At 41.8% G+C, this 22,533-nt stretch carries 28 protein-coding genes, 1 tRNA gene and 2 pseudogenes; 10 read left to right on the plus strand and 21 right to left on the minus strand.

Annotated features, from left to right (window positions below; genetic code table 11):
• Nucleotides 1-137: 137 nt before the first annotated feature.
• From IPJ86_05440 to IPJ86_05475, 8 genes are all read right to left on the minus strand, one after another.
• Nucleotides 138-329 (minus strand): hypothetical protein, encoded by a 192-nt coding sequence (locus IPJ86_05440; protein ID MBK7886756.1) that lies wholly within the window; start codon nucleotides 327-329, stop codon nucleotides 138-140.
• Nucleotides 330-671: 342 nt separating this feature from the next.
• Nucleotides 672-809 carry a hypothetical protein gene (locus IPJ86_05445; protein ID MBK7886757.1) on the minus strand — a complete coding sequence of 46 codons (138 nt, stop codon included), beginning with the start codon at nucleotides 807-809 and terminating at the stop codon, nucleotides 672-674.
• A 54-nt stretch (nucleotides 810-863) separates the two neighbouring features.
• Nucleotides 864-1,064, minus strand: a complete 201-nt coding sequence (locus IPJ86_05450) for a hypothetical protein (GenBank protein ID MBK7886758.1) — start codon at nucleotides 1,062-1,064, stop codon at nucleotides 864-866.
• A gap of 360 nt (nucleotides 1,065-1,424) precedes the next feature.
• On the minus strand, nucleotides 1,425-1,574 hold the full coding sequence (locus tag IPJ86_05455) for a hypothetical protein (GenBank protein MBK7886759.1): 150 nt from the start codon (nucleotides 1,572-1,574) through the stop codon (nucleotides 1,425-1,427).
• 910 nt (nucleotides 1,575-2,484) lie between these two features.
• The gene (locus IPJ86_05460; protein MBK7886760.1) at nucleotides 2,485-2,649 is read right to left on the minus strand and encodes a hypothetical protein; all 165 of its coding nucleotides are present in this window, start codon (nucleotides 2,647-2,649) and stop codon (nucleotides 2,485-2,487) included.
• A 524-nt stretch (nucleotides 2,650-3,173) separates the two neighbouring features.
• Entirely contained in the window at nucleotides 3,174-3,548 is a 375-nt protein-coding gene (locus IPJ86_05465; protein ID MBK7886761.1) for a hypothetical protein, read from the minus strand.
• A 17-nt stretch (nucleotides 3,549-3,565) separates the two neighbouring features.
• Nucleotides 3,566-3,661, minus strand: coding sequence for an SHOCT domain-containing protein (locus IPJ86_05470; protein MBK7886762.1), 96 nt, complete (start codon nucleotides 3,659-3,661; stop codon nucleotides 3,566-3,568).
• 127 nt (nucleotides 3,662-3,788) lie between these two features.
• The gene (locus IPJ86_05475) at nucleotides 3,789-3,980 is read right to left on the minus strand and encodes a hypothetical protein (GenBank protein MBK7886763.1); all 192 of its coding nucleotides are present in this window, start codon (nucleotides 3,978-3,980) and stop codon (nucleotides 3,789-3,791) included.
• A gap of 553 nt (nucleotides 3,981-4,533) precedes the next feature.
• On the opposite strand from IPJ86_05475, the gene IPJ86_05480 reads away from it, so the two are divergent.
• From IPJ86_05480 to IPJ86_05495, 4 genes and pseudogenes are all read left to right on the plus strand, one after another.
• Nucleotides 4,534-4,980: a hypothetical protein gene (locus IPJ86_05480; GenBank protein ID MBK7886764.1), complete on the plus strand. Its 447-nt coding sequence runs from the start codon at nucleotides 4,534-4,536 to the stop codon at nucleotides 4,978-4,980.
• Nucleotides 4,981-5,078: 98 nt separating this feature from the next.
• On the plus strand, nucleotides 5,079-6,101 hold the full coding sequence (locus IPJ86_05485; GenBank protein ID MBK7886765.1) for a T9SS type A sorting domain-containing protein: 1,023 nt from the start codon (nucleotides 5,079-5,081) through the stop codon (nucleotides 6,099-6,101).
• Nucleotide 6,102: 1 nt separating this feature from the next.
• A pseudogene (locus IPJ86_05490) lies at nucleotides 6,103-6,640 on the plus strand (GNAT family N-acetyltransferase).
• Nucleotides 6,641-6,764: 124 nt separating this feature from the next.
• Nucleotides 6,765-7,280, plus strand: coding sequence for a gamma carbonic anhydrase family protein (locus IPJ86_05495; GenBank protein MBK7886766.1), 516 nt, complete (start codon nucleotides 6,765-6,767; stop codon nucleotides 7,278-7,280).
• A 245-nt stretch (nucleotides 7,281-7,525) separates the two neighbouring features.
• Here IPJ86_05495 and IPJ86_05500 read toward each other — a convergent pair whose 3' ends face one another.
• Nucleotides 7,526-8,314 (minus strand): T9SS type A sorting domain-containing protein, encoded by a 789-nt coding sequence (locus tag IPJ86_05500; GenBank protein MBK7886767.1) that lies wholly within the window; start codon nucleotides 8,312-8,314, stop codon nucleotides 7,526-7,528.
• A 26-nt stretch (nucleotides 8,315-8,340) separates the two neighbouring features.
• Complete coding sequence (locus IPJ86_05505) at nucleotides 8,341-9,930, minus strand: hypothetical protein (GenBank protein ID MBK7886768.1); 1,590 nt, start codon at nucleotides 9,928-9,930, stop codon at nucleotides 8,341-8,343.
• A 351-nt stretch (nucleotides 9,931-10,281) separates the two neighbouring features.
• On the opposite strand from IPJ86_05505, the gene IPJ86_05510 reads away from it, so the two are divergent.
• The 3 genes from IPJ86_05510 to IPJ86_05520 are packed head-to-tail and all read left to right on the plus strand — an operon-like array spanning nucleotide 10,282 to nucleotide 12,253.
• Complete coding sequence (locus IPJ86_05510; protein ID MBK7886769.1) at nucleotides 10,282-10,998, plus strand: MotA/TolQ/ExbB proton channel family protein; 717 nt, start codon at nucleotides 10,282-10,284, stop codon at nucleotides 10,996-10,998.
• On the plus strand, nucleotides 10,995-11,405 hold the full coding sequence (locus tag IPJ86_05515; protein ID MBK7886770.1) for a biopolymer transporter ExbD: 411 nt from the start codon (nucleotides 10,995-10,997) through the stop codon (nucleotides 11,403-11,405). The genes IPJ86_05510 and IPJ86_05515 overlap by 4 nt, the downstream gene beginning before the upstream one ends.
• Nucleotides 11,405-12,253, plus strand: a complete 849-nt coding sequence (locus tag IPJ86_05520; protein ID MBK7886771.1) for a hypothetical protein — start codon at nucleotides 11,405-11,407, stop codon at nucleotides 12,251-12,253. Before IPJ86_05515 ends, IPJ86_05520 begins: the two co-directional genes overlap by 1 nt.
• A gap of 333 nt (nucleotides 12,254-12,586) precedes the next feature.
• Here the strand turns inward: IPJ86_05520 and IPJ86_05525 are convergent, their stop codons facing one another.
• Both IPJ86_05525 and IPJ86_05530 read right to left on the minus strand, forming a co-directional pair.
• Nucleotides 12,587-13,528 (minus strand): T9SS type A sorting domain-containing protein, encoded by a 942-nt coding sequence (locus IPJ86_05525; GenBank protein MBK7886772.1) that lies wholly within the window; start codon nucleotides 13,526-13,528, stop codon nucleotides 12,587-12,589.
• Between the two features lie 230 nt (nucleotides 13,529-13,758).
• Nucleotides 13,759-13,833, minus strand: a tRNA-Val gene (locus IPJ86_05530).
• 170 nt (nucleotides 13,834-14,003) lie between these two features.
• On the opposite strand from IPJ86_05530, the gene IPJ86_05535 reads away from it, so the two are divergent.
• Both IPJ86_05535 and IPJ86_05540 read left to right on the plus strand, forming a co-directional pair.
• Nucleotides 14,004-14,537 carry a hypothetical protein gene (locus IPJ86_05535; protein ID MBK7886773.1) on the plus strand — a complete coding sequence of 178 codons (534 nt, stop codon included), beginning with the start codon at nucleotides 14,004-14,006 and terminating at the stop codon, nucleotides 14,535-14,537.
• A gap of 62 nt (nucleotides 14,538-14,599) precedes the next feature.
• Nucleotides 14,600-15,298 (plus strand): T9SS type A sorting domain-containing protein, encoded by a 699-nt coding sequence (locus IPJ86_05540; protein ID MBK7886774.1) that lies wholly within the window; start codon nucleotides 14,600-14,602, stop codon nucleotides 15,296-15,298.
• A gap of 8 nt (nucleotides 15,299-15,306) precedes the next feature.
• Here IPJ86_05540 and IPJ86_05545 read toward each other — a convergent pair.
• A pseudogene (locus IPJ86_05545) lies at nucleotides 15,307-16,510 on the minus strand (bifunctional folylpolyglutamate synthase/dihydrofolate synthase).
• 11 nt (nucleotides 16,511-16,521) lie between these two features.
• Between IPJ86_05545 and IPJ86_05550 the strand changes: the two are divergent.
• Nucleotides 16,522-17,208 (plus strand): DUF4349 domain-containing protein, encoded by a 687-nt coding sequence (locus IPJ86_05550; protein MBK7886775.1) that lies wholly within the window; start codon nucleotides 16,522-16,524, stop codon nucleotides 17,206-17,208.
• 244 nt (nucleotides 17,209-17,452) lie between these two features.
• Here IPJ86_05550 and IPJ86_05555 read toward each other — a convergent pair whose 3' ends face one another.
• The 8 genes from IPJ86_05555 to IPJ86_05590 form a co-directional block, all read right to left on the minus strand.
• A complete protein-coding gene (locus IPJ86_05555) occupies nucleotides 17,453-18,250 on the minus strand; it encodes a hypothetical protein (protein MBK7886776.1) in 798 nt (265 codons plus the stop codon).
• 89 nt (nucleotides 18,251-18,339) lie between these two features.
• Complete coding sequence (locus IPJ86_05560; protein MBK7886777.1) at nucleotides 18,340-18,603, minus strand: hypothetical protein; 264 nt, start codon at nucleotides 18,601-18,603, stop codon at nucleotides 18,340-18,342.
• A gap of 199 nt (nucleotides 18,604-18,802) precedes the next feature.
• Nucleotides 18,803-19,081 (minus strand): T9SS type A sorting domain-containing protein, encoded by a 279-nt coding sequence (locus tag IPJ86_05565; GenBank protein ID MBK7886778.1) that lies wholly within the window; start codon nucleotides 19,079-19,081, stop codon nucleotides 18,803-18,805.
• Entirely contained in the window at nucleotides 19,044-19,502 is a 459-nt protein-coding gene (locus IPJ86_05570; GenBank protein ID MBK7886779.1) for a hypothetical protein, read from the minus strand. The genes IPJ86_05565 and IPJ86_05570 overlap by 38 nt, the downstream gene beginning before the upstream one ends.
• Before the next feature lie 51 nt (nucleotides 19,503-19,553).
• Complete coding sequence (locus IPJ86_05575; GenBank protein MBK7886780.1) at nucleotides 19,554-20,597, minus strand: S8 family serine peptidase; 1,044 nt, start codon at nucleotides 20,595-20,597, stop codon at nucleotides 19,554-19,556.
• Between the two features lie 2 nt (nucleotides 20,598-20,599).
• The gene (locus IPJ86_05580; protein MBK7886781.1) at nucleotides 20,600-20,899 is read right to left on the minus strand and encodes a S8 family serine peptidase; all 300 of its coding nucleotides are present in this window, start codon (nucleotides 20,897-20,899) and stop codon (nucleotides 20,600-20,602) included.
• Between the two features lie 31 nt (nucleotides 20,900-20,930).
• Nucleotides 20,931-21,323, minus strand: coding sequence for a hypothetical protein (locus IPJ86_05585; protein ID MBK7886782.1), 393 nt, complete (start codon nucleotides 21,321-21,323; stop codon nucleotides 20,931-20,933).
• Between the two features lie 52 nt (nucleotides 21,324-21,375).
• Nucleotides 21,376-21,612 (minus strand): hypothetical protein, encoded by a 237-nt coding sequence (locus tag IPJ86_05590; protein ID MBK7886783.1) that lies wholly within the window; start codon nucleotides 21,610-21,612, stop codon nucleotides 21,376-21,378.
• Nucleotides 21,613-22,533: the final 921 nt, after the last annotated feature.

Below are 22,533 nucleotides of genomic sequence, written 5' to 3' on the forward strand. Positions count from 1 at the left end.
ACACCTCCATTGTATCCCACATGAATTGGTAATCCTGATCCTGCGTTGGTAGATTCAACGACATCATTAAAAACATCTCTGGTGGAATTAGTTAACAAGAGATATCCGGTTCAGGAATTCATAAAGAAGAAGAAGCATTAAAAAATATTATTCCCATTACCGGCATCGTTTGCTGCCCCGGTTTTAGTGACAGAAATTGTTCCATTAAAAGTCGCACCATTAAAATGGATACCTCCACTGTTTATGGAAACATCTCCATTCAAAACCAAAAGCAGGTCCCAGATTAAGTATGGCCCCTGTCCCCAGTGTAAAGGAAAGAGGGTTGGCACCCGTCTGTGTTAAGAGGAAAGTTTAATGAACCGGAATTGAAGCCCGATGTTCACGATAAATGTTTTACCTGTGGCCAACGAAGATGTACCTGTGCTCGCACCAAATAGTAATATTCAGTTGTCGATGAAACTGTAATATTTTCATTAAACTCTGTATTAGTGCCTCTGTGTGCTAAATGAAATTATTCCACTTAATTTGTCGTTGCTGAAAGAACTCCATTATAAATATCTCTCACTGAATTAGAAAAAAACTTATAGCCCGTACCATTATTCACGATAGAAGAGAATCGCTAAAAACGTTATTTCCGTTTCGGTATTATTTCCTGCCCCTGTTTTAACAAGCTACTTTTCCACCGAATGCGACCGTTCATACACACTCCTCCGGCTTCCATTTAAAGGACAAGCCATCGGCGCTGCCGGACCAATGGTTACAGTAGCATTTGGTCCAGTGAAAGTCAATTTGAGAATTGTTGCTGACATGGTTACAGCACCCCTAACACATCAGATCTCCGCTCACAAAACCTGCATTCCCTGCTAATACGGATTTCCCATCTGCCAAATAGCCGTTCCATTGCCTGTGCACGATTCGAGCTCCACCTCCACCACCTGAGCTGTTGAGGAAAACATTTTTTCGTTAAAGAGTGTATTCGTACCCTTATGCGCCACATAAATGGTACCTGTACCATTACTGCTAAAAGTAGACGGAGCATTAATATCTCTTGTACTATTCGACATGACCATATAGCCTGTGCCATTGTTAATCCGTGTACGGAATCATTGTAGGTAGTATTGCCACTGCCATTATCATTCGAGCTTCCTGTCTTTACTGTAGTAACTTCCCGTTGAAGTACAAACCGGATAAACACGTTCCACCACTTGTTACCCGCAGTTACATCATCTGCAAAGGTAGAAGGTCTAGTGTAAGCGTAACCACACATTACCAAACCCAAATCAAAGTTTCCGGCCGGAAAAATACCGCCCAATTATAAGCTTCGCTTTCAATCCCCCCCTACTCTGATGGATTTACCCGCTGCCAGCATTGGAAGTACCTGCAGCATTACCAAACAGATGCTACCACCAGAAATTACTCTCCATTCACATGATCATTGAACTGGTATTGACACCGGTATGTGCGACATAAAGGACTCCGGTACCAATACTGTTAAATGTCACTTCTCCATTGAAAATATCTCGGGTAGAATTGGGGAAAAAAGACATGAATCCTGTTCCCTCGTTGGTTATCACGGTGGTACCATAGTAGGTATTATTCCCTGAACCGTGCGTGTTAGCTCGTTCTTAGTGATATTTACATCGCCATTAAACACAACCCGTTCAGACTAACGCCGAGGACTTACCGCTATAAAATCAGATGGAAAATGATTTGCAGGTCCCAATGTTAAAACACACTTCCGTTTAATGTAAGTGACTGATCTGAACTACCGGCTATGGACATACGTGATAATTGAAGTGTTCTTGGAAAACCCAGTATTGCCAATAATTAATTGTTTATCTGCTACCGGTATGGACGTACCATTGCTTCCTCAATTCTAATTCCTCCCCGTACTGTTAAAAATCAGATTCTCATTAAACTGTGTATTTGTTCCATTATAGGCGATGTAGAAGACTCCCGGCACCCGTGCTATTTAAAGTTAAAGGAGCATTATAAATATCGCGGGTGGAATTCGAAAAAATCAAGTACCCCGTTCCTGAATTGGTAATAAAGTGGAATCATTGAAAGTATTATTCCCTGAAGCAACATCATTGCTTGCACCTGTTTTTAATCAACCGGGTGATCCCATTAAATGTGGTATTTCTTACAGTCACAATTTCTGAATTCACTTCAATATCCGTATGAATAGTCGGTCCGGCTGAACCGCTTCCGAATACGGTGGAACTGCCATTGGTCACCATGTTGCCTGTACCGGTTGAAGTGGCAAATAGTGCCTACGTTGAACGTTGCGTTTCCATTAACAACCAGGTTTCCTCCTCTTAGTTCTAAAGTGGAAGTCGTATTCATCACAAAACTACCTGCTAATGTCAATGAAAATCCATTCATATCTAACTGTGAACCGGAATTAATTGTTATATCTGATGTATTTACGGCATTGTCTAAAACAGGATATCTGCTCAGGAGGAAGGGATCGTGATTTGATCATTAATTGTAGGCAATCCCGAAGGCGTCAGTTGTTTGGTTGGACCATAAACTATCAGAAGAGCCATTCCAGGTATAACTGATTCCGGCAACAGCGGTGGTGGTGACTCTCAAATTCCAATAAATCAATCCTGCAACAAAGGCAAAAACAGAAAATACCTCCTGCAATCAGATAACGTTGCACGAGTTTTGTCCTTTGTTGTTGTTTGATTTTCAACCTTTTAACTTTAGTTTTAGCTCTTTCCATACTAATTTCTGATTGTTTAAAAAATCAAAAAGTATACGATAAGGGCATGGAGATGTTTCAGTAAGTACTCAACAATTCGCGAATCGAAGTTCACCTGACCTCAAAAAGCGAACACATTTCTTTAGTGAAATCGTTCACAACGCAAAAAAATAAACATTTAAAATTTCCCGGATGTTATGCTGTCGAAATCAAGCTGATGTTTTTCACTTCAAGCAATTCATTCGCTGTACGTGTAAATAAATCAACCAGGAAACAGTTCCCAACAGCTTCATGGCATCTTCTAAAAATGTATCCTTCGAAATAGGCAAGGGTAAAAATATCAATGATAGTGGAAAGACCGAGGAAGAAAAAAAAGCGAGAACAAGAGCAATAAAATCAGAATTCAATAACTGCCTTCTGAAGCGAATAAAATAAATCAGGTAGATATTCAGATAAGTCAGATAAATCATATTATCTGAAATATTAAAATAAGTGGAAACACGAGTTCATGCAACTGGAACAAATCATCAGGTATCAATAAAGTAATGATTCCGCTGAAGAGGAGAAACTGTTGTGTTTTGCACTTACATTTCCATCTATTCGCCATGCCATAAAAGCAAATGGTCACTGCAGCACTCCAAATCATAATTCCGACATTGGAGAAGAAGCCGATATAAAACGGAGCAAAAAAATTGAGCATTCGGGTCCTGTAAAAAGAATCTAACGAGATATCTTTGGCAGTACTGATAAAAATCGCAAGCAGCAGGGCAAGAGTAGTCAGTAACCATGAAATCAATAAAACCGGAGTTACCTTTCTGAACTGTGAGCTGATGCTGCGCATACTACTGTTTCTTTATATTATTCTCCGAGAATCTGTCTCTTTTGCAAATTGAACTCATCGTCTGTCAATAATCCCTTATCACGCAGATTGCCGAGCTTTTGAATTCTATCCAACTTGTGATCGAAATTATCTTCACCATTGGAAACTTTTCGACGATCATTGCGAGCCGGTTGTTCATCCGATTCAGCATCTCCTTTTTTCGCATGAACATCCAGATAAGACCGATGAGCAGAAAAATACCTACACCAATGTTAAAGATAAAAGAATAGAATTGGTATGTGACGATTGAAGGTTATCACCTTGCGCATCTTCCAACTGTAATTTTAATTCTGCATTACCGGCTTTCAATGCTTCGATCTCTGTGTTGGCATCTGATATCTTTTCATTTTGCGCACTTAAAGCACGATAAAGCGAATCTTCTCGCGATCCCATCTCACTATCATCGCACCCAGACTATCAATCAAGAGTGCTCTGCGGTCGAATGCAGGAGCGATATTTTCACAGGTACTGTCTTTATTTGTGCAGGCCTTCGAATACTATCCTGGGCCCTTACAGGTGCTGCCGAAAAAATTAACGAGCAGAAAATACATGTTAAGAGGCTATAAACAACTTCTTTCATGCTTGATAGGGATCCAGGGAATGTCATATTTCAGTTGGTTAAACTACAAAAATGTTTGGCAAAAGTAAAGAAGCTACGGAGATTTATTAAAAAATTGATCGTAATTTTGATAGAGTTTGTTAACTATCAATGAATTCAACCGGTAATTTAATATATTTGAATCTGACAATTTGCGTTAAGCGATTGTTCCTCAGCATTTCCCAACTATGACACCGACCAAAACCCTAAGTTATCAACGGCATTTCACCGCCGCTTTAAGGTTACCGGCGGTTTTATTGCCATGATCGTTTTTTCATTAAAATAAATGCCCAATCCTCCTATTGGTACGGAAGCCTGCATTCGCACTCTGAGTACTCGGATGGAAATATGGGCAACGATCCCGACTATCACGATGTCAAATCCTGCTTTGAATATATCCAACAAAACACTTTGAATGTAAATTACTGGGGAATCTCTGATCATAATCATAGTGGTGCCGGCATGGCTATAGCCGATTATCATAAAGGTGTATTAGAGGCCGATTCTGTGAATCAGGATAATGTGTTTACCAGTTTCTATGGAATGGAATGGGGCGTGATCAGCACCGGTGGTCATGTTATTGTGCATGGGATTGATAGTTTGATTGGATGGGATAACCGCAACTATGATATCTTTAACGGACAGTCGGATAATGGTGGATTATTTGACTTAGTAGCGCAACGCGGCAACTCAGCTTTCGCTTATCTGGCGCATATGGAAGATACAGATTTTGGCAATTTACTGCAAGTGCCTTATAACGCAACCTGGATTCCGCTATCGTTGGACTTGCACTAAGAAACGGTCCTGCATTCTCGACAGACACTACATATAGCAGCCTTCCCTCCTACAATTACTTTGATCGCTATCTCGATCTTCTTAAAAAAGGGTACCATGTGGCACCCGGAATCGACCATGACAATCATTACATAGTCTTTGGACGGACACATCCCGGAAGAACCGTTGTCATTACGGATAGCCTTAACCGTGAGAGTCTGTTATCTGCGTTTAAAAGAAGAAGTTTTTACGCTTCTGATGACTGGAATGCACGTGTCGAATTTTCGATCAATGGATTTGGCATGGGAAGTATTTGTTCCGGACCGGACAATCCTGAAATCAAATTATATGTTTCTGATGCCGATGGAGAGTCCATTACCTGGCTGCGGATATGGGTGGGAGTTCCGGGAAGCGGGCTCATGGCCTCCTCCATCGTTTCCATGCAGGGGCCGGGCTCTGACTCACTGCAGTTTATAAATTCAATCATTCCCGGACAAACATTCTATTATTTTGCTGAGATCACAGAGGCCGATGGGGATAAAATATGGACAGCGCCCATCTGGTACACACGTAGTGGAAATCCACCGGCGTTTGAGCTGCTGAGTTTTACTGCACAGCGCATAGGGAATCAAGCTTTGTTAAAATGGTCAACGGCCAATGAATTTAACCTCGACCGGTTCGATATCGAAAAATCCACCAACACCTTGCTCTTTACTACAGCAGGAAATGTAAATCCTACGGGCAACCTGGGTCAAATCGCCAATTATACCTGGACCGATCCTCAAACACTCGACACCAGCACTTACTATCGTTTAAATATTTTTGACAATGCCGGGCTTTCACAATTTTCGCAAATCATGAGAGTTGATCCCGAATCCCCTGCGTCCGGTGTCAGCATCTACCCCAATCCGGGAGGAAATGAAAACAGCATCATTTCGGTAAGCCACAACCGTGAAGAACCCTTTCGGATGGAGATCTTCAGTGCTGACGGGAAATTAGTTGAACAATCTGTTTTTCTTGCCGCGGAAGGCATCATTTATCTGACCTTACCTGCAGATAAACTTAGCCGGGGCATTTATACCATACGCATCACCAACAGTGATTATAGCTTCAATGAGTCTAACCGTTTTAACCGACAGTAACATGAACTACCTCTTCGAAACCACACGATGCAGGATGCGAGAGATGCAGCCTGAAGATGGATCCGTATTCTATGAATTGAATCTGGATCCCGATGTTTTAAAATACACAGGTGATGAGCCCTTCAAAAGTGTAGAAGAGGCCACCACTTTTTTAAAGAACTACGACGTATACCGGAAATACGGAATGGGAAGATGGGTAGTGGAAAGAAAAGAAGACGGAGTTATCCTCGGCTGGTGCGGATTAAAATTTCTTGTAGACGAACAGGAAGTTGATATCGGCTATCGTTTTTTCCGCAAGTACTGGGGAAAAGGTTACGCGTCTGAAACCGCTTGCGCCAGCATTGACTATGGCTTTAACACGCTCAAGCTGGCGCGCATCATCGGACGATCAGCAGTGGCCAACCTCGCCTCGGTACGGGTCCTCGAAAAAATGCGGACTCAAGTTCGAAAAATTCTCCGATGCCCTCGGTGAAGAAACCGTACAGCATGCGATTACGAAAGCAGAGTATGTAGCTTACAGAAAGATGCAGGAGGCGTGATGTGAGCACAGAAATGAGCATGTAAATGAGCGAAGCAGAAAAACATTTTGTAAAACAAATAGAAATCACTGCCGAAAAGCTAAACTCCAGGAAACCCTAGAAAAAAAACAGAAAATAAAAATTTATGGCACTCATCAAACCCGTACACGGTATTCATCCCTCCTTCGGCAACGACTGCTTCCTTGCTGAAAATGCAACGGTTGTCGGACAAGTTACTATGGGAGATAATTGCAGCGTTTGGTTTAATGCCGTGGTGAGGGGTGATGTCAATACGATTTCAATCGGCAATAAAGTGAATATTCAGGATAGAGCGATAATACACTGCACCTATCAAAAAGCGAAAACGGTGATCGGTAATAATGTTTCCATCGGACACAATGCTCTTGTGCATGGTTGCACTTTACATGATAATGTATTGGTAGGAATGGGCGCGATTGTGATGGATCATGCTGTTGTTCATTCCAATTCTATCATTGCCGCAGGGGCGGTGGTCCTGGAAAATACGATTGTGGAAGAGGGGTGTATTTATGCCGGAGTCCCTGCGAAGAAAGTAAAGAGCATTAATGCGGAACAGACGAAGCAGTTGATTGAAGGGATTGCGAATAATTATGTGATGTATGCGAAGTGGTTTGAGGATTAACTACTTTGCTTCCGGCTGCGAGCTACCGGCTACCGGCCTGCTGCTGCTAGCTTCTTGCTGCTGGCTCCTTGCTTTTTTTGAGGGCATGATAATACTAAACACTAGAATATAGTTTACAGCGCCTCTCGTAAAATTCTTTGCGACTCAGCTCCCGATAGCTATTGGGAGCTGCGAGACACCTTAAATCAAGAAGCCTCGGTAATTTCTGTTGAAAAAACTAATTGAGTATCGAAGAAAATATCTTTCTATTTTATTATTTTTAGTCTGAATACCGGTGTTTGAGGACCGGTGCAAATAAGTTGATAGATGCCCGGGCTGAGGTTTTCTTTGGATATGAGGGTGGTGGTGTTTACTATTTCAGCAGCTACAATTTTCTTTCCCTGCATATCGATGAGTTCGTAGCGATCATAGTTCTTATCCTCCTGTTGGTAGATGATCCATTCCGTTGATGTGTTGCCGATAAGAAGTGGTCCGGAGTTGCTCATCTCCCCTACTCCTACACCTGTTAAATCAACGACCTGGCATATGGTATCTGTAAAACAATCGTTGCGCACCACCAGACAAATAGTCCAAACACTATCGTTGGCATAGCTATGCGTTGGATTCGTATTGATGGAGTCGAGGTTTCCATCTCCGAAATTCCAGAGGAAGGAGGTATAACCGGAAGAAGTATTGCCGAAATTTACTGTGAGTTGATTGGTTGAAAGTGAAAACCCCGCTTGTGCCGGCGGTATCACTTGCAGCAGAATTGAATCCGTACTGATACATCCACTCACATTCAACTGACATATAAACTGCACCGTTTGTAATCCCGTAAAAACAGGATCAGGAATACTATCGTTGTCTAATCCACTGGCGGGCGTCCAGGAATATTGCGCTCCGGGATAGGATGTTGCATTCAATTGAATTAAATCTCCGGAACAAACAATGGTATCAGTTCCAATATTCAGCGGCAAATTGGTGACATAGAGTACCACCGTATCCAGCACCACACATCCATTGTAAACGGCAGAGGCGATATAGGTAGTTGTCATTCTCGGAGTGGCGTTAAGGTTAGGTCCTACAAAATTGGGAAGAGCAATGGTGTCGTTATCTGCCCACAGGTAAATTTGACTAAACTCCCGGAAGGATTGGCGATTCCCTGCAACTGCACAAACGAACCGCAAGCTACTGTATCGCTCCCGTTCACATTCACATTCATCGTAAAACCATTATCCGGAATGGAATCAAATCGGAATAAAACGTAAGCTCCTGTAGAAGGTGCGTTGAACACATAAGGATAAACCGTCACCGTTCCATCTCCTGCCCCTCCCGACACATGCACTCTTCCGAGAGGATCTACAGCAACGCCGTAGAAATAAATATCACCTCCGCCTCCCGTATTGCTTATCCCACCGCGTAACCATTGAATTACGCCCATAGTATCATATACAGCAACAAAAGTATGTGTCGAACCCACTGATCCGAGATGATCAAACGTCACCTGATTCGCATAGGCCTGACCGATAGTAACGACTTTTCCTTCGCGATAAGTGATATGACCGGGAAAAGGATAAAATGTATCGATGTTCCCCAAACGAACAAAGGAAGCTTGTCCTGCCGGATTGATTTTAACCAGAAAGGAACTCGTATAATTTGGTGTTTCAATTGTATCTCCGTTAAAAATCCCCCAGGCGTTCACGACTCCCATCGCATAGGTATTTCCATTTTCATCCATGGCTACATCATAGCCGGCGATATCCGGTCCACCTCCATAATAGGCTTCCAGCGGATAGAGCCATCGTTCATTTCCGACACTGTCATACTGTGCCACAAATCCCTGATAACTGAACTGAACATCCTTGTATAAATGAGTGAACGATCCAAACGTGAAGACCTGATTATCTGCACTCGTTTGGCCGGTGATAGCAACATTGCCGTTCAAATCTACTGCAATACCGATGGGACTTTCATCCTGCGTAGGTGTTCCGCAGGCCTTCAGCCATCGCGTTTGTCCTTGCGGGTTCAATGAAAAAGTAAAAGCTTGCGCATAGCTGTTCAAACCTACATACACGCCATTGTCCACCGAATCCGTATTCACGATGAACCTACTCCCTTCAAAAGTTCCCGTCACATAGATATTTCCGGATGCATCGACTGCAATGGCCCGACCATGATCATCGAAAGTAAATGTTGAACCGATATTTCTTGAACCAAAACCTTTTAAAAGTGTGCCGGTACCCATCGAATCATATCTCACTAAAAAACCTTCCGCATAATTATCGCTGTACACGGTATCCATGCCCACTACCAATGTATCATCCGAATGCCTTCCGGTATAATAAATATTTTTTTGTGCATCCACCACCATATCAAAAATGGTTGTGGTTGTGAAAGAGCCTCCGCTATTTTGGAGACTAATTCCATTCATCAATCGTATCAATTGAAATGACGAGTCGAGGAACGCCACCCAGGTTGTCAATGCAGCACCGGGCGGTGAAAAGACGGTATCCCCATCCATGGCAAAATAGGGGTTGGTATAAATTCCGCCAAGCACCACCTGATGATCATCGGTACAATGCACCCAATTCGCGAAACCGGGGCCGTTTTTAAAACCGGTGGCACTATGACATGATTGCGCCTGCACAGAAAAGTTAGCTAGAAACTGCAAGATGACAATAATTGATATAATTTTTTCATTGGAATTAATTTAAGCGAAGTTAAAGATGTACAATTGATTTATTGATATACTTTCTCCCTTCAATCACCCTTCACTGCTTCGATGCTATTGAAGTTATAGCCACCCGGTAAGAGCCCTTAAATAACAAAGTACTCCTTTAAAGAGGTGATCAGCAAGTAAATCGGGCTCCGGGACTTAAACAATAATCTAAAAGCCGGGCACGTTTATCCTTGAATCCTTGTTAACAGTGTTGTGTTAGCAATTGCATCCACCTTAAAAAAAGCCCCAGATAGCGGAATTCTACCTTTACACATTCTTAATCTTAGCTAATTCCACTATCCTATGTCATTACTACTTCAGATTACCCAGGGGGCAGGCACTCTGGCTGATTCTGCCGCAACTGCCACTGCTCCGCTTACAAGTGCTCCTGTTGAGCAAAGTATGTCATTTTTTGAAATGGCCGTTAAGGGAGGTCCCATTCTCATTCCGATCGGGATATTGAGCATACTCGCCATTTACATTTTCTTCGAAAGATTATTTGTCATACTGAAGTTCAGTCGACTTGATCAAAATTTTATGAATCAGATCCGCGATCAGGTGCATCAGGGAAATGTTCAGGCGGCACGTAGCCTCTGCAAAGCAACAGATAACCCGATAGCACGGATGATCGACAAAGGATTGGCGCGTTTAGGAAAACCCATTCGCGAAATTGAATCCGCGATAGAGAATCAAGGGAAACTGGAGGTCTTCACGATGGAAAAAAATCTTGGCTTCCTCGGAACAATAGCCGGTATAGCTCCGATGTTTGGTTTTCTTGGAACCATCTTCGGAGTAATCAAAATTTTCTATCAGATCTCGTTGCAAAACAGTCTGGAGATTGACACTATTTCCGGTGGATTGTATGTAAAGATGATCTCCTCTGCATCGGGTCTGCTGGTGGGAATGATCGCCTACTCTTGTTATCATTATCTGGTACAACGTGTGGATCGTGTTATCAATAAGATGGAGATTAATGCCGTTCAATTTATTGACCTCCTCGAAGAACCTGTTAAGCCATGAACCTGCGCCGACGACAAAAAGCCGCTTCAGAAGTATATAGTCATTCGCTGAATGATATTATGTTCTTCCTGCTGCTCTTCTTCCTGATTACCTCTACGCTCGCCACTCCTTCGGTGTTGAAGTTGCTGCTTCCGAATTCAAAGACCGGCATTCAAAGTATGAAGCACCCTATCGTAATAGCAGTGACACCTGACTTGCAATTTGTGGTAAACAAAGATATTGTTCCGCGAGAGGGTGTTGAAGCAGCCGTGATGGCAGCCGTAGCAGGTCAGGTTGATCCTACCGCCTTACTGAAAGTAGATAAAACAGTGCCCTGGCAAGAAGTAGTTTTCCTACTTGACATTGGCAACAAGAATAAAATAAAAATGGTGGCCGCTACTAATCTCACCAAACAACAGCAGCAGTAATGAAATCGTATCAATACCGTTCGCTTGCTTTAACCGTGCTGATTCATGCGGCTATTCTTGCTTTGCTGATGTTGTTTTATATTTCCTCTCCTATTCCACCCTGGGAAGAAGGGTTGGCAGGCGGAGGTGGCGGTGGCAGCTTCGTGGAATTTGGTGAACTTGAATTTAATGATGTTCCGCCGGTTCCAACACCCTCCTCGTCTGAACAGGCTTTAACAAAAGAGGAAGAAGATGAATTGCTGACATCCGATATTGAAGAAACAGTAAGTGTCGAACAGCCGGACAAGAAAAAAACAGAGAAGAAGGAAGAGAAAATTGTGAAGAAAGAAGTGAAGAAGAATACGTCTACTCCTGTTATCAAACAACCGGAGCTGGCGAAAGTAGAAGAACGAAAAGCAGATCCGCGAAGTTTATATCCCGGTAAAAAAGGTACCGGTGGCGCTCCTACGGGAACACAGTCCGGCAAGGGTACGGGTGGAGAAGGAACAGGTGATGGAGGAGGAATTGGAGATGGTACGGGTCCGGGCTCTGATGGAGGAAGTGGTGGCGGAAGCGGTGGCGGAACCGGTCCGGGCCAGAGGTGGTTTCGATTTAACGGGAAGAAATATGCGCAGTATGCCGCGACTGGAAGATCGTTCACAGGAGCAGGAAAGATTGTTATTGAAATTATCGTCGATAAAAACGGCAATGTTCTCAGGGCAGAAGGACCAGCGCGCGGAAGCACGATCACTAACGGCACCCTTGTCCGCAAATCGAAAGAGGCAGCCATGAAAGCAAAATTTAGTCCGAGTGCAAAAGGAGTAGAAGAGCAAAAGGGAAGTATTACTTTCAATTTTATTTTGAGGTAAGGGATGGGCTTGGGGGAAAATTTTTCGATTTGAAAGTTTAGAATAAAATACCTCCCAGTCTTTGGCTCTGCCTGTAAATCGAACGTGAAGTGTTAGATGCTTTTTCTATAGGTCATTTACATCAAGGGATTAATGTCTGATGTAAAACTTCTCAAATGATAGAGAGTAAAGGATGTTGAAATAAAAACATGAATTAAAATTACAAACCACTAGAATGAGCGGCTTGTTTATGGGAGCAACAGAGCTTGTCATGTCGTCAGAAAAAGCAGAGACGGGACTAGATCTGTGACCATTGGCTCTTGTTATTTTAAAGTTATGTCCTTCTTTTTCATTTTAAAACTTCAAGAATTTATGCAATGAAATGGATTTTTCCTTTTTAAATAATGCAATATAAATTCCATCTGAAATTGAACCCAAGTAAATTCTTCCCTCGGTTGAATTAACCAACTCGCTTATTATAAATCTCCCTCTACTGTCATAAATGATAATTTCTTCTATTTTATGAATTGATTGAAATCGAAAATAATCTTGCACAGGGTTTGGAAAGATTTGTACTTCGTTGGGTTCGATATTTTGTAAGCTTGTCCATGTTGCATTGTATAGTGAATCGGTGCTGACACAGATATCGTCAATAAAATAATATGCAGGGGAATAAGTATTAATTGCTAATGAATCAGTATTTGAGTAATCATAAAAATTTCCAATTGAAACATACTGGTAATTTGAATCTGCAACGAATGACCCACTTATTTTATGCCAATATATAGAATCGCTTAAGATCGAATCGACATGCAAATGTGAAAAATTATCAATTGGAGCAGGATGGTTCACTGAAAAGGGAATAGAAAAAAATCTCAATCCTAAGTTGTTACTTGCAAATCCAGTATAAGTTTCTGCTAGTACTGCATAAAACGAAAAATAATATTTAAAGCCTACTTGTAAAGGAGTACTCAAGTTGACACCAACAAATTCTCGGGCATTTCCTCCTGCAGCTGTATTATTTTTGTGATAAGTTATTGCTCCAACAAAAGCTCCACCTGAATGAGCAAATTGATATCCAAAAGTTACATTTGGAACACTCAACCCAAGTCCGCCACAAGAATTAAAGTAGTCTGGTGAACCTCTATATGAACTCCAATTAGCACATGCAACCATTTGATCTAGGAATATTGGACAAGAAATTGTATCCTCAAAACTTGGATTAGGCACAAGATTTATTTGACTCCACGCTGAAAGGGAGCAATAAAGCATTATAAGAAACAGAATATTTCGCATTTAAAAATGACTTTAGTGATTAATCAAAGGTATATTAAATCATGTATATTTTATTATTTTAAGGAATCAATAGTGTATCTGAAATAACCAATTAAACAAAATTAGGTAAGTGGTTATGGGATGTAAACTTTAACATTTAGAAGAGGGAGTTGCACTTTATACTTATGCAAGTTTTGTGGAAACGAAAAAGGGTTACTGCCATTTTCGACAGTAACCCTTTGAAATTGAAGTGGGAGCAACAGGGTTCGAACCAGTGACCCTCTGCTTGTAAGGCAGATGCTCTGAACCAGCTGAGCTATGCTCCCTTTGTTAATTGGGACTGCAAAAATAGGTATGTACGGGATATCACCCAAATAAATATGGAAAATGTATGTTAATTATTGATTATCAACTGCTAGAGAATTTGTTTTTTGGTTTATTATCGTTATTTTGGCTCCATAAAGCTTAAAAAATCATGAAAAGCACCTCCTGTCTAATGAAATTGGTTCGTCGATACGCTGTTTACTTATTGCTCAATGTTGTATTCAATCCGTTAGCTTCCGCTCAAACCATTTGTAATCCGGCGGGAAATATTTTTATCGTTTCCAACTATGATGGGGGTACACTCAATATCGTGGTGGATGTAAATATCCCCAATCTTAAAATAGGTGTGGTGAGCTACGAAGCTATCGCTATCAATATTTCGGGTGCCTTCTCCGGAAATGTGTCGGAAGTGCGCTATGCCGGTTACAATAGTCAGAATAATAATAATTGTTCCCTAACAATCCCAACTACTGTAATTACCGGTGTTCCCGGAACCGTGCAAACCAGTATTTCTTTCGCTCCTCCGGCCCCTACATCAAATCCCAATGGTAATTCATCTATTATTTGCGCTTATGATTGCGATACGCTGACCAGTCAGGGTGGATGCAATACGGTGGATCAGGTGGAGGATTATTTCCTGCAGGCATTTTCCGGTGGTTCTGTTTATGCATCTTACAATATGGATGCTATACCAGTCAGGTTTTAATATCGAATTCTGGTAATTGTTGTGCTTCTCCGCAACCGGCAATTTCAATTGCAGTCAGCTCGGTGAATGCCTCCTGTTTCGGTGTTTGTGATGGTTCTGCAACAGTAGTACCTTCAGGTGGATTTCCACCTTATACTTTTCAATGGAGTAATGGTCCATCAACAGCGGATTATGATAGCCTTTGTGCGGGAATTTATTTTGTAACCGTAACAGATTCCACCGGACTCAGCACCGGTCAGTCCGTTTCGATTGTTGCACCCAATGCATTGGCTGGGACTTTCTCAATTACTGCGGATAATGGTATCTGTAATGGCTCCGTTTCTTTAAACCCTGCCGGTGGTAACGGTGCCCCCTATACGTATTCCTGGGATAGCTGCGGGAATGGTGCCGGTTCAATTACCGCGAATGTGGATAGCCTCTGCGCCGGGGCCTGCTGCGTTTTTCTGACCGATGCTTCCGGTTGTGTGGATACGTTTTGTGTGGCTGTTCCTTTGTCAGTGGGAATAAATGATATAAATGGAAATGAATCTGCGTTCATTTACCCGAACCCGAGCAACGATGGCCTTATTGTCATTAAGGATGTAGACATTTCTGATCTCATCGTTACTGATTTGAAAGGGAGTGCCGTTAAATTTGAAATTTTGAAAGCTGAGCGTGATGCCTGTATGATTCAATTGTCTGAGTCGGGAATTTATCAGTGCAGATGGCGTTCGCAAAATAATATGAGGGTTGCCCGTGTAATTGTACAAAAACAACGTTGAGGGGATTCTTAAACCACTTCTGCTACAGTGAAAGTACTTCCACCAACAAAGATCAAATCCTTATTTGATGCTTCATTTTTTGCAGCGCTAAGTGCAGCATTGACACTCGAATAGGTCAAACCTTTCAACCCGGAACGTTCTGCCATCTCTCGCAAAACCTCGACATTTAATCCTCTCGGAATATCCGCCTTGCAAAAATAATAGGTAGCATCAACAGGTAACTGCTCTAGCATTTACTGAGGTCCTTGTCTTCAACGACCCCGAGAACAAAATGTAAGCGTTGATAAGATAGACTTTCAATCATTTCCAGCACTTCCTTCCAGCCGTCTTCGTTATGGCCGGTATCGCAAATGAGCAAGGGTTGGCGTGAAAGTATCTGCCAGCGCCCTTTCAGTCCCGTATTTCCTTTCACATCAGCCAGCCCTTTTCGGATATGCTCATCCGTTATATGTAGTTCTTCCCTGATCAGGTCCAGTGATTGAAGAACAGTAAGAATGTTTTTTAATTGATATTTTCCGGTGAGGTCGCAGGAGAGCCCTTCTAAATACAGCTGTCCGTCTTTGAAGACGTTGACATGTACTTTTTCGGCGAGTAAATCATGTTTTATTACCTCTAAACTGAAATGATCATTGGCAAAATGAATAGGAGAATTTACCTTTGATGCTTGTTGGTTAAAGACAAAATTGGTTTCGATATTGGATTCCCCAATCACCACAGGCACTCCTCTTTTAATGATACCTGCCTTTTCGCCTGCAATTTTTTCAAGTGTGTCTCCCAGCAGATTCATATGATCCATACCAATATTCGTGATAACGGAAATGAAGGGTGTGATAATATTGGTGGAGTCCAGTCTGCCACCCAATCCGGTTTCTATAACGGCAATATCTGTACGCATCTGTTGGAAATAGTAAAAGGCCATGATGGTGCTCATCTCAAAAAAGAAGGACTGATTTCATCGAATATTTTTTTATTTCTTGTGACAAAGTTTGCTACCCATTCCTCGCTAACCATTTCACCGTTTACACGGATACGCTCTCTGAAATCCTTGAGATGTGGAGAAGTATAAAGTCCGGTTCTGAAACCCGCCTCCTGAAGTACCGAAGCCAGCATATGGGAAGTGCTTCCTTTGCCGTTGGTCCCGGCAATATGAATACATCGAAGATTTTTTTCGGGATTCCCTATTGCACCTGCCAATGCTAACGTGTTATCCAGGTTCGGTTTATATGAGCCTTGCTCTTCTGATCACTTCCTGTGGAAGTAAAACAGAAAAATCTGGTAGCATTGCTTCTGAATCTGCACCAGCATCTGAAACGTACATTTCAAGTACAGGTAATAGCGCGGACAGCTCCTTATATACAGGTGCGCAGAAGATTATCCAGCAGGCTACTCTCCGGCTTCAGGTAGATTCATTGTCATCGGCTCGAAACTATCTTTCCACCATCCTGCAGAAATACAAAGCCTACATCGCCAATGAAAATGAAAATCGTCAGTCCGGAAATCATGAAAGTACACTAGTGATCCGGGTTCCGGGACAGTTTATGGAAGCTTTGATAACCGACATCAGCAGTAAAGCGAAGTTCATCGATACTAAAGATCTCAGCAGTGAAGATATCGGAATGGAATACATGGATATTGAAGCCAGACTGAAAGCAAAGCTGGAAATGGAAAAGCGCTATTTACAACTCCTGCAACGAACAGGGAAAATCAGTGAAATGCTGGAAGTAGAACAGCAACTGGGAATTGTCAGGGGCGAGATCGAGTCCATGCAGGGAAAGCTAAAATACTTCGACAACAGGGTGGCTTATGCTACACTAACGATTAGCCTATACGAAGTCGTATCAATTATTGATTCACCCGGACTAACCTTTTTCTCCCGTGCAGCTTATTCTTTTCCAATGGACTCCAATTGATTCAGGAAGTGGTGTTATTGGCCATCAATATCTGGCCATTATTTCTTATCGTTGGAATTGTCTTTACAATTCTATTCGTGCAAAAAAAGAAAAAGGTCGAATTACCCTACACCGGAAATAGTAAATAACCTTGAGTATTTCAGAAATAGATTTCATTAAGGGTTTAAACTCATCCTTCCCAGGATATGATTCCAACTGTAAAATGTTTGCTAAGGAAATAGTATCTTATCTTTAAACCATGTCCTTACAACCGCAAATACCTGTTTATTACTGCCCGAAGAAAAGGCGCATGCGGAAACCGATTGATAATTCGTAATTCTTCCCACAAAGAGGTTTCTTCATCCAGAAAACGGAAGATATCCGTCACTTTATTCTTGCTGTACATCGATGTAAATATCTCCTCACCTCTTTCATTCTGATGAAACAAAACATCGAGAAAAATACGATCATAAAACCGGAATCGGGGTTTCGTTAAGGTAAACGATGGCGATTGGCCACTCTTGATGGCAGCTACCATGCGTTCAGCATACTTCTTACCATTGTAGAAAGAATAACCCGAAGAAGGCTTCACCCACCCTCCGGCAGTGCCGATCTTTGTAATCCTTTGCGTATGCTGTTCGTGAAATGGAAAATCACTCATGGGAATAATACCCATCTCCGTTTCTGTAATGGTATATTTTCCGATGCCCGGAATGGCAGACATATACTTCTTCAAAATTTCATCATACTCTTCTTCTCTGATTAAATCCGGAGTAAACAATGTGAACTCCACTAAGGCCCGGTGAGGAGTGGATGGTAGCACATAAATGAAACTGCTGGTTCCCGCTTTTCGCAGCCTGTAATCCATCATTACAAATTGTTCAGGATGAAAGACCGGTGCTTCGCTCTCTATCATCCATCCTTTAAAATGCTGCAGAATCTTTGTTGACTTTTTATCTGTCGCAAACGCCGGATCTATCCGACTGTCAAAAACATGTCTGGCAGAAAAGACACCTATACCGGTCTCTACTTGTACATTTTCTCCTTCCTTTAGATGCAACACTTCAGCCTGGATCCTGGTAAAATTTGAAGCTGATTCAATTTTCTGCTTTGCATAAGCATAAAAAATCGCCTGAACGAAGCATCTTATACCTATAAGGTTTTTAAATTCAACTCAATTTGAGCTGTGCTGCTCAAAAACAAACCTCTCTCCCAGCTTTTGTAAAGCAAATGATCATATCGCCCACTACCCTTCTCCCAATAGCACCAGGTATGATCGTTACTTACTTTTTCTTCCTTGTCGATGAGCAACACTTGTTTATCCTGAAAAAAAGAATCTTCCAGCATCGACAATGCCAACTGCAATCCTGCTGCCCCTGTTCCCACAATAGCAAAATCAAATAGTTTTGGAATCATAACTGCCGGAAGTACCTGTTTTTTTTAATTTATTGCTAATACGAAATTAATATATGATGTGAACAATCATAAAAGTACAATAGTTTCACGATTCTGATTTCCTCTGAATAATTAATCCAAATATACCAATTATAAATCCATCTAAATACAAAAGCGCCCCTTGCAACGAAGCAAAGGACGCTTTCGATGAATGTTCTTATTAATTTTTATGAATCATACCAGACACCGATCCTTTATCGCTGATCAAACGGTAATGATAAATACCGGCACTTAATGTGGTAAAATCCATCTGTACCTGATGATCACCTGTTCTTAAAGTCCCAAGATTTTTACCGGAGACTCTTTGACCAAGGATATCATACACTTCCAATTGTATTGCAGCTGCTGACTCAAGGTAGAATGGAATAAATACCAAACCTGAAGAAGGATTCGGATAGGCGTTAGCGGTATAAATTCCGGAAACATTTGGCGTTTCCAAGCGCTGTAACAAAATTATACTTTATCTGAGCTTGTTGAGCACTTCCTTGAATATCTGACAACTCATTACCGGCAATCAACGCAAATGCCACCACCACTGAATCGCCGGGAGTAATGGTGAAAGGTCCTGTACCTACTACATCAATAACATCATTTCCTGTACCTGCACCACCGGCAGTCGCACGTAAAGTAGAAAGTGCCTGATACTTTTCTCCATCGGTCATTCCATCAATCATATTGATCCCGCCGGCACCTCCACTGGTATTGTCAATTGCATAATGTGCAAAGCCACCATTGGTTAACAATTTAATACCCGCATAATATCCACCCGGATCGGTACAATAAACATAGCCCATCTTATTCGCAATATCTTCATCAGCCTTATTATTCGCATAGGTCTGAATATCCCAATCCGAGAACACACAGCATATAGATTATTCAATGCTGTTCCTCCAGTATTGTGAATGGTATATTCAAAAATATGGAACTTCGAAAATGGCGTCGGTGTCCGAGGACATCGAACGATAATTCACATCTACATTTATGGGAGATGGATTGGTGGCATCACTGAAGGTACCATAAGTATCGAAATCCGACCATTGTCCGGGATCATTTTTTTGGATCGTAACCTGAGCTTGAAAATCACTATCAGTTAAGCCGGCTGTTGCGCCACGAACATTATCAGAAACAGAATTATTGATACCAACCATGAATCCTGTTTCATAAGTCATCGTGCCATCCGAATTATAATCAAATCCTAAACCTTCGGTTTGATCTTCTCCATTATAACAAATGCGTCCCTTACTGGAGTTCGTTGTAAACACGTCATTGATCGTAATGTTGAGATAATCCACATTCACCGTTTGACTGTAGAATTGAAAATCATTGTAAGTACCATCCCGGAAAAGAATACGGAATTGGATCGCGGTATTCAGAGGGGCATTGGCATTTATCTTTACAACAAATGGATCAGCATTGTTATTGGTGGTGGCCATCATAGCCAGCGCTCCAACAGTAGTACTTCCATCAATAATGGTCACATAAGGAGAAGTAGAAGTCAAAGTCACCACGAGGTTAGTGGTGGCATCCAGATAATTAATGATATCACCTGTTAAGCGCATGGTATCATTCACAATCAGGATATCATCATTATTATCTGTAACAACGATATTATTCATGCGAATCGATGGTCCATTCACTGTTAATGCATTCAACAGATTAATTCGACCGGTACCGAGAAGATTCTGGTAACTGGCATTGGCAGAAAGTCCATAAATATTATCAGCAGTTACTCTGAGTTTTTCACCAACTTGCAAGGCGTTGAATGCCGGGAAATAGGATTTTATGATAGCGGCACAACCGGCAGCAACAGGTGAAGCCATCGAAGTACCGGACTGTGGTGCATAACTATCGTCATACTGTGCTGCAAGGATAGCCGATCCCGGAGCGCAAACGTCAACTGAAGTTCCATAATTTGAAAAACCTGATTTGCCATCACCTGATGATGTTGAAGCAATATTTAATACATTGTCAAAGGAGGCAGGATAAAATAAAGCGTATTACCATTGTTACCGGCAGCAGCTATAACCAGACTATTTTTATTAAAAGTAGCGTAGTCAATAATATTTTGTCCGAAGGAACCTCCTCCGCCACCCCATGAACAATTTGTGATTTGACAACCCATGTCGGCAGCGTAGACGATACCTTCATAAGCTTTGGTGGAGTGCACCGGAAGCATCGGCAATCTTGACAGGAAGATAACGACAATAAAAACCGGGAGAAGAAACTCCTGTAGCATTGTCGGTAACTGCTGCAGCACAACCAAAACAGTGAACCATGTCCACTGGCATTCACCTGTGGATTGTTATCATTTTCACCGAGATCCCATCCATTGAAATTATCTGTATACCCATCGCTATCATCATCAATTCCATTAATAGGATCCGCATAATTGTATTTGAGGTTCGGCTCGAGATCAGGATGATCCATATCGGTACCGTATCCGTTATACCAATCACGGTATTGGAATCTCCTTTATGAATATCCCAGGCATTATATGCATCTATTTTAGTGAGATGGTATTGCCCTCCATTCTGTGGATCATTTGGATTGAACTGCGTGCGCGGAACGAATTTTGGTTCGGCATACATGAATAATCCTGTTTTCAGGAATGCATTAATCGTCTTTACCAAATCCAAATTCGCTGAAAAATGCATCTCATAGATGAATGAGAGATCAACCAATGGCTGACCTAATTCATTCGTAGTTAATGGTGCCTGGTGACGGGAAACATTTTTAAGAGTTGTGATTGTCCAACTGCGCCATCATTTTATTGAAGGATACAGACTGAATTGCATTCTCAGTACATAAAGACCTGAACTCCGGTTTCACTCTGAAAATAATGGTGCGTGACATATAATCTGAAGAAGTGATTCCTTCAGGTAACTTATATGCTGTATTTCCTGAAGTACCGGCCGACAGGATAAAGGGTGTTAACAGCATGATCACTGTCAACGCTAAATGTTTTTTCATTGGATTTGTTAGGATTGTGTAGTTACGAATTTAAGACCTACGTATCAATATTAACAAGAATAATTGAAATTTTGTTTAAAATCCTTGATTTCGTCTAATGGAAACTTAGAATTGCCACCTAATCTGTGCTTATTTCATCTTTTCCTTCTATTTCTTCACCGGATGCTGTTGGATTTGAAAGACAGATGTACTTATCTAAGCCAGATATCCATCCCCTATCAGCCTGTATCGGGTGATCAGGTAATACCTATAGCCCGTTCCAGAGTAAGCGGGTAAACTGAATGCCCCCGCCATATCCTGTTCATAGGTGTATATCCTTGAATCATAGCTTTCGTACTAAAACCGACCATCCCAGAAAAACTATATGCCTTTCCCATCGGTTTATACCGTATCTCTGGATAAACATAACCCCTCTTGCCTGCTTTCCAATTGACGAATCCCCACCCATTCACATCGCCTGAAATTCCCAGTTTTTTCCATTCATCCACTGCACATTCACCCTAACATTATTTTTTAATTACCGGCAATGGAACTTTTTTGGATAACACTGATTCGTCCGACGGTTTCTCTTCCTGTTTATATCGGACATAAAATCTCTGTACTTCTGTTTGGGGCATAGGCTACCTTCCGAGCCATTCCTTTTTTCCGTTTTATGGGTGATGAACTTGTAAAACGAAGCCAGGAAACCAAAATAATCGAGATATCCTGCATTTTAACACGCGTTAAGGAAATCTGCCAAGGAATTCCCGTCAGGAACCCATTTTCGGTTTGCACTTTGCTCCCTTCACGAAGAGCATCACAACCGATACACTGATACGCTCTGTCGCATTGCGGTAATGAAGACTGATGGTCCAGCGTTGATCAGGCATAAAAGGAGTCCGGCAATTAATGCAGGATCGCCTTGTTCCATCAGTTGCGACC

The organism is Bacteroidota bacterium, assembly GCA_016713925.1.
Lineage (GTDB): Bacteria > Bacteroidota > Bacteroidia > AKYH767-A > OLB10 > JAJTFW01.

What these genes read in the sequence shown, in the direction of transcription:
- IPJ86_05445 (MBK7886757.1), bottom strand. Translation starts at nt 809, where the DNA reads ATGTCAGCAACAATTCTCAAATTGACTTTCACTGGACCAAATGCTACT.
- IPJ86_05450 (MBK7886758.1), bottom strand. Translation starts at nt 1,064, where the DNA reads ATGTCGAATAGTACAAGAGATATTAATGCTCCGTCTACTTTTAGCAGT.
- IPJ86_05465 (MBK7886761.1), bottom strand. Translation starts at nt 3,548, where the DNA reads ATGCGCAGCATCAGCTCACAGTTCAGAAAGGTAACTCCGGTTTTATTG.
- IPJ86_05475 (MBK7886763.1), bottom strand. Translation starts at nt 3,980, where the DNA reads ATGGGATCGCGAGAAGATTCGCTTTATCGTGCTTTAAGTGCGCAAAAT.
- IPJ86_05480 (MBK7886764.1), top strand. Translation starts at nt 4,534, where the DNA reads ATGGGCAACGATCCCGACTATCACGATGTCAAATCCTGCTTTGAATAT.
- IPJ86_05495 (MBK7886766.1), top strand. Translation starts at nt 6,765, where the DNA reads ATGGCACTCATCAAACCCGTACACGGTATTCATCCCTCCTTCGGCAAC.
- IPJ86_05500 (MBK7886767.1), bottom strand. Translation starts at nt 8,314, where the DNA reads ATGACAACTACCTATATCGCCTCTGCCGTTTACAATGGATGTGTGGTG.
- IPJ86_05510 (MBK7886769.1), top strand. Translation starts at nt 10,282, where the DNA reads ATGTCATTACTACTTCAGATTACCCAGGGGGCAGGCACTCTGGCTGAT.
- IPJ86_05515 (MBK7886770.1), top strand. Translation starts at nt 10,995, where the DNA reads ATGAACCTGCGCCGACGACAAAAAGCCGCTTCAGAAGTATATAGTCAT.
- IPJ86_05520 (MBK7886771.1), top strand. Translation starts at nt 11,405, where the DNA reads ATGAAATCGTATCAATACCGTTCGCTTGCTTTAACCGTGCTGATTCAT.
- IPJ86_05525 (MBK7886772.1), bottom strand. Translation starts at nt 13,528, where the DNA reads ATGCGAAATATTCTGTTTCTTATAATGCTTTATTGCTCCCTTTCAGCG.
- IPJ86_05535 (MBK7886773.1), top strand. Translation starts at nt 14,004, where the DNA reads ATGAAATTGGTTCGTCGATACGCTGTTTACTTATTGCTCAATGTTGTA.
- IPJ86_05550 (MBK7886775.1), top strand. Translation starts at nt 16,522, where the DNA reads ATGAGCCTTGCTCTTCTGATCACTTCCTGTGGAAGTAAAACAGAAAAA.
- IPJ86_05560 (MBK7886777.1), bottom strand. Translation starts at nt 18,603, where the DNA reads ATGATTCCAAAACTATTTGATTTTGCTATTGTGGGAACAGGGGCAGCA.
- IPJ86_05590 (MBK7886783.1), bottom strand. Translation starts at nt 21,612, where the DNA reads ATGAAAAAACATTTAGCGTTGACAGTGATCATGCTGTTAACACCCTTT.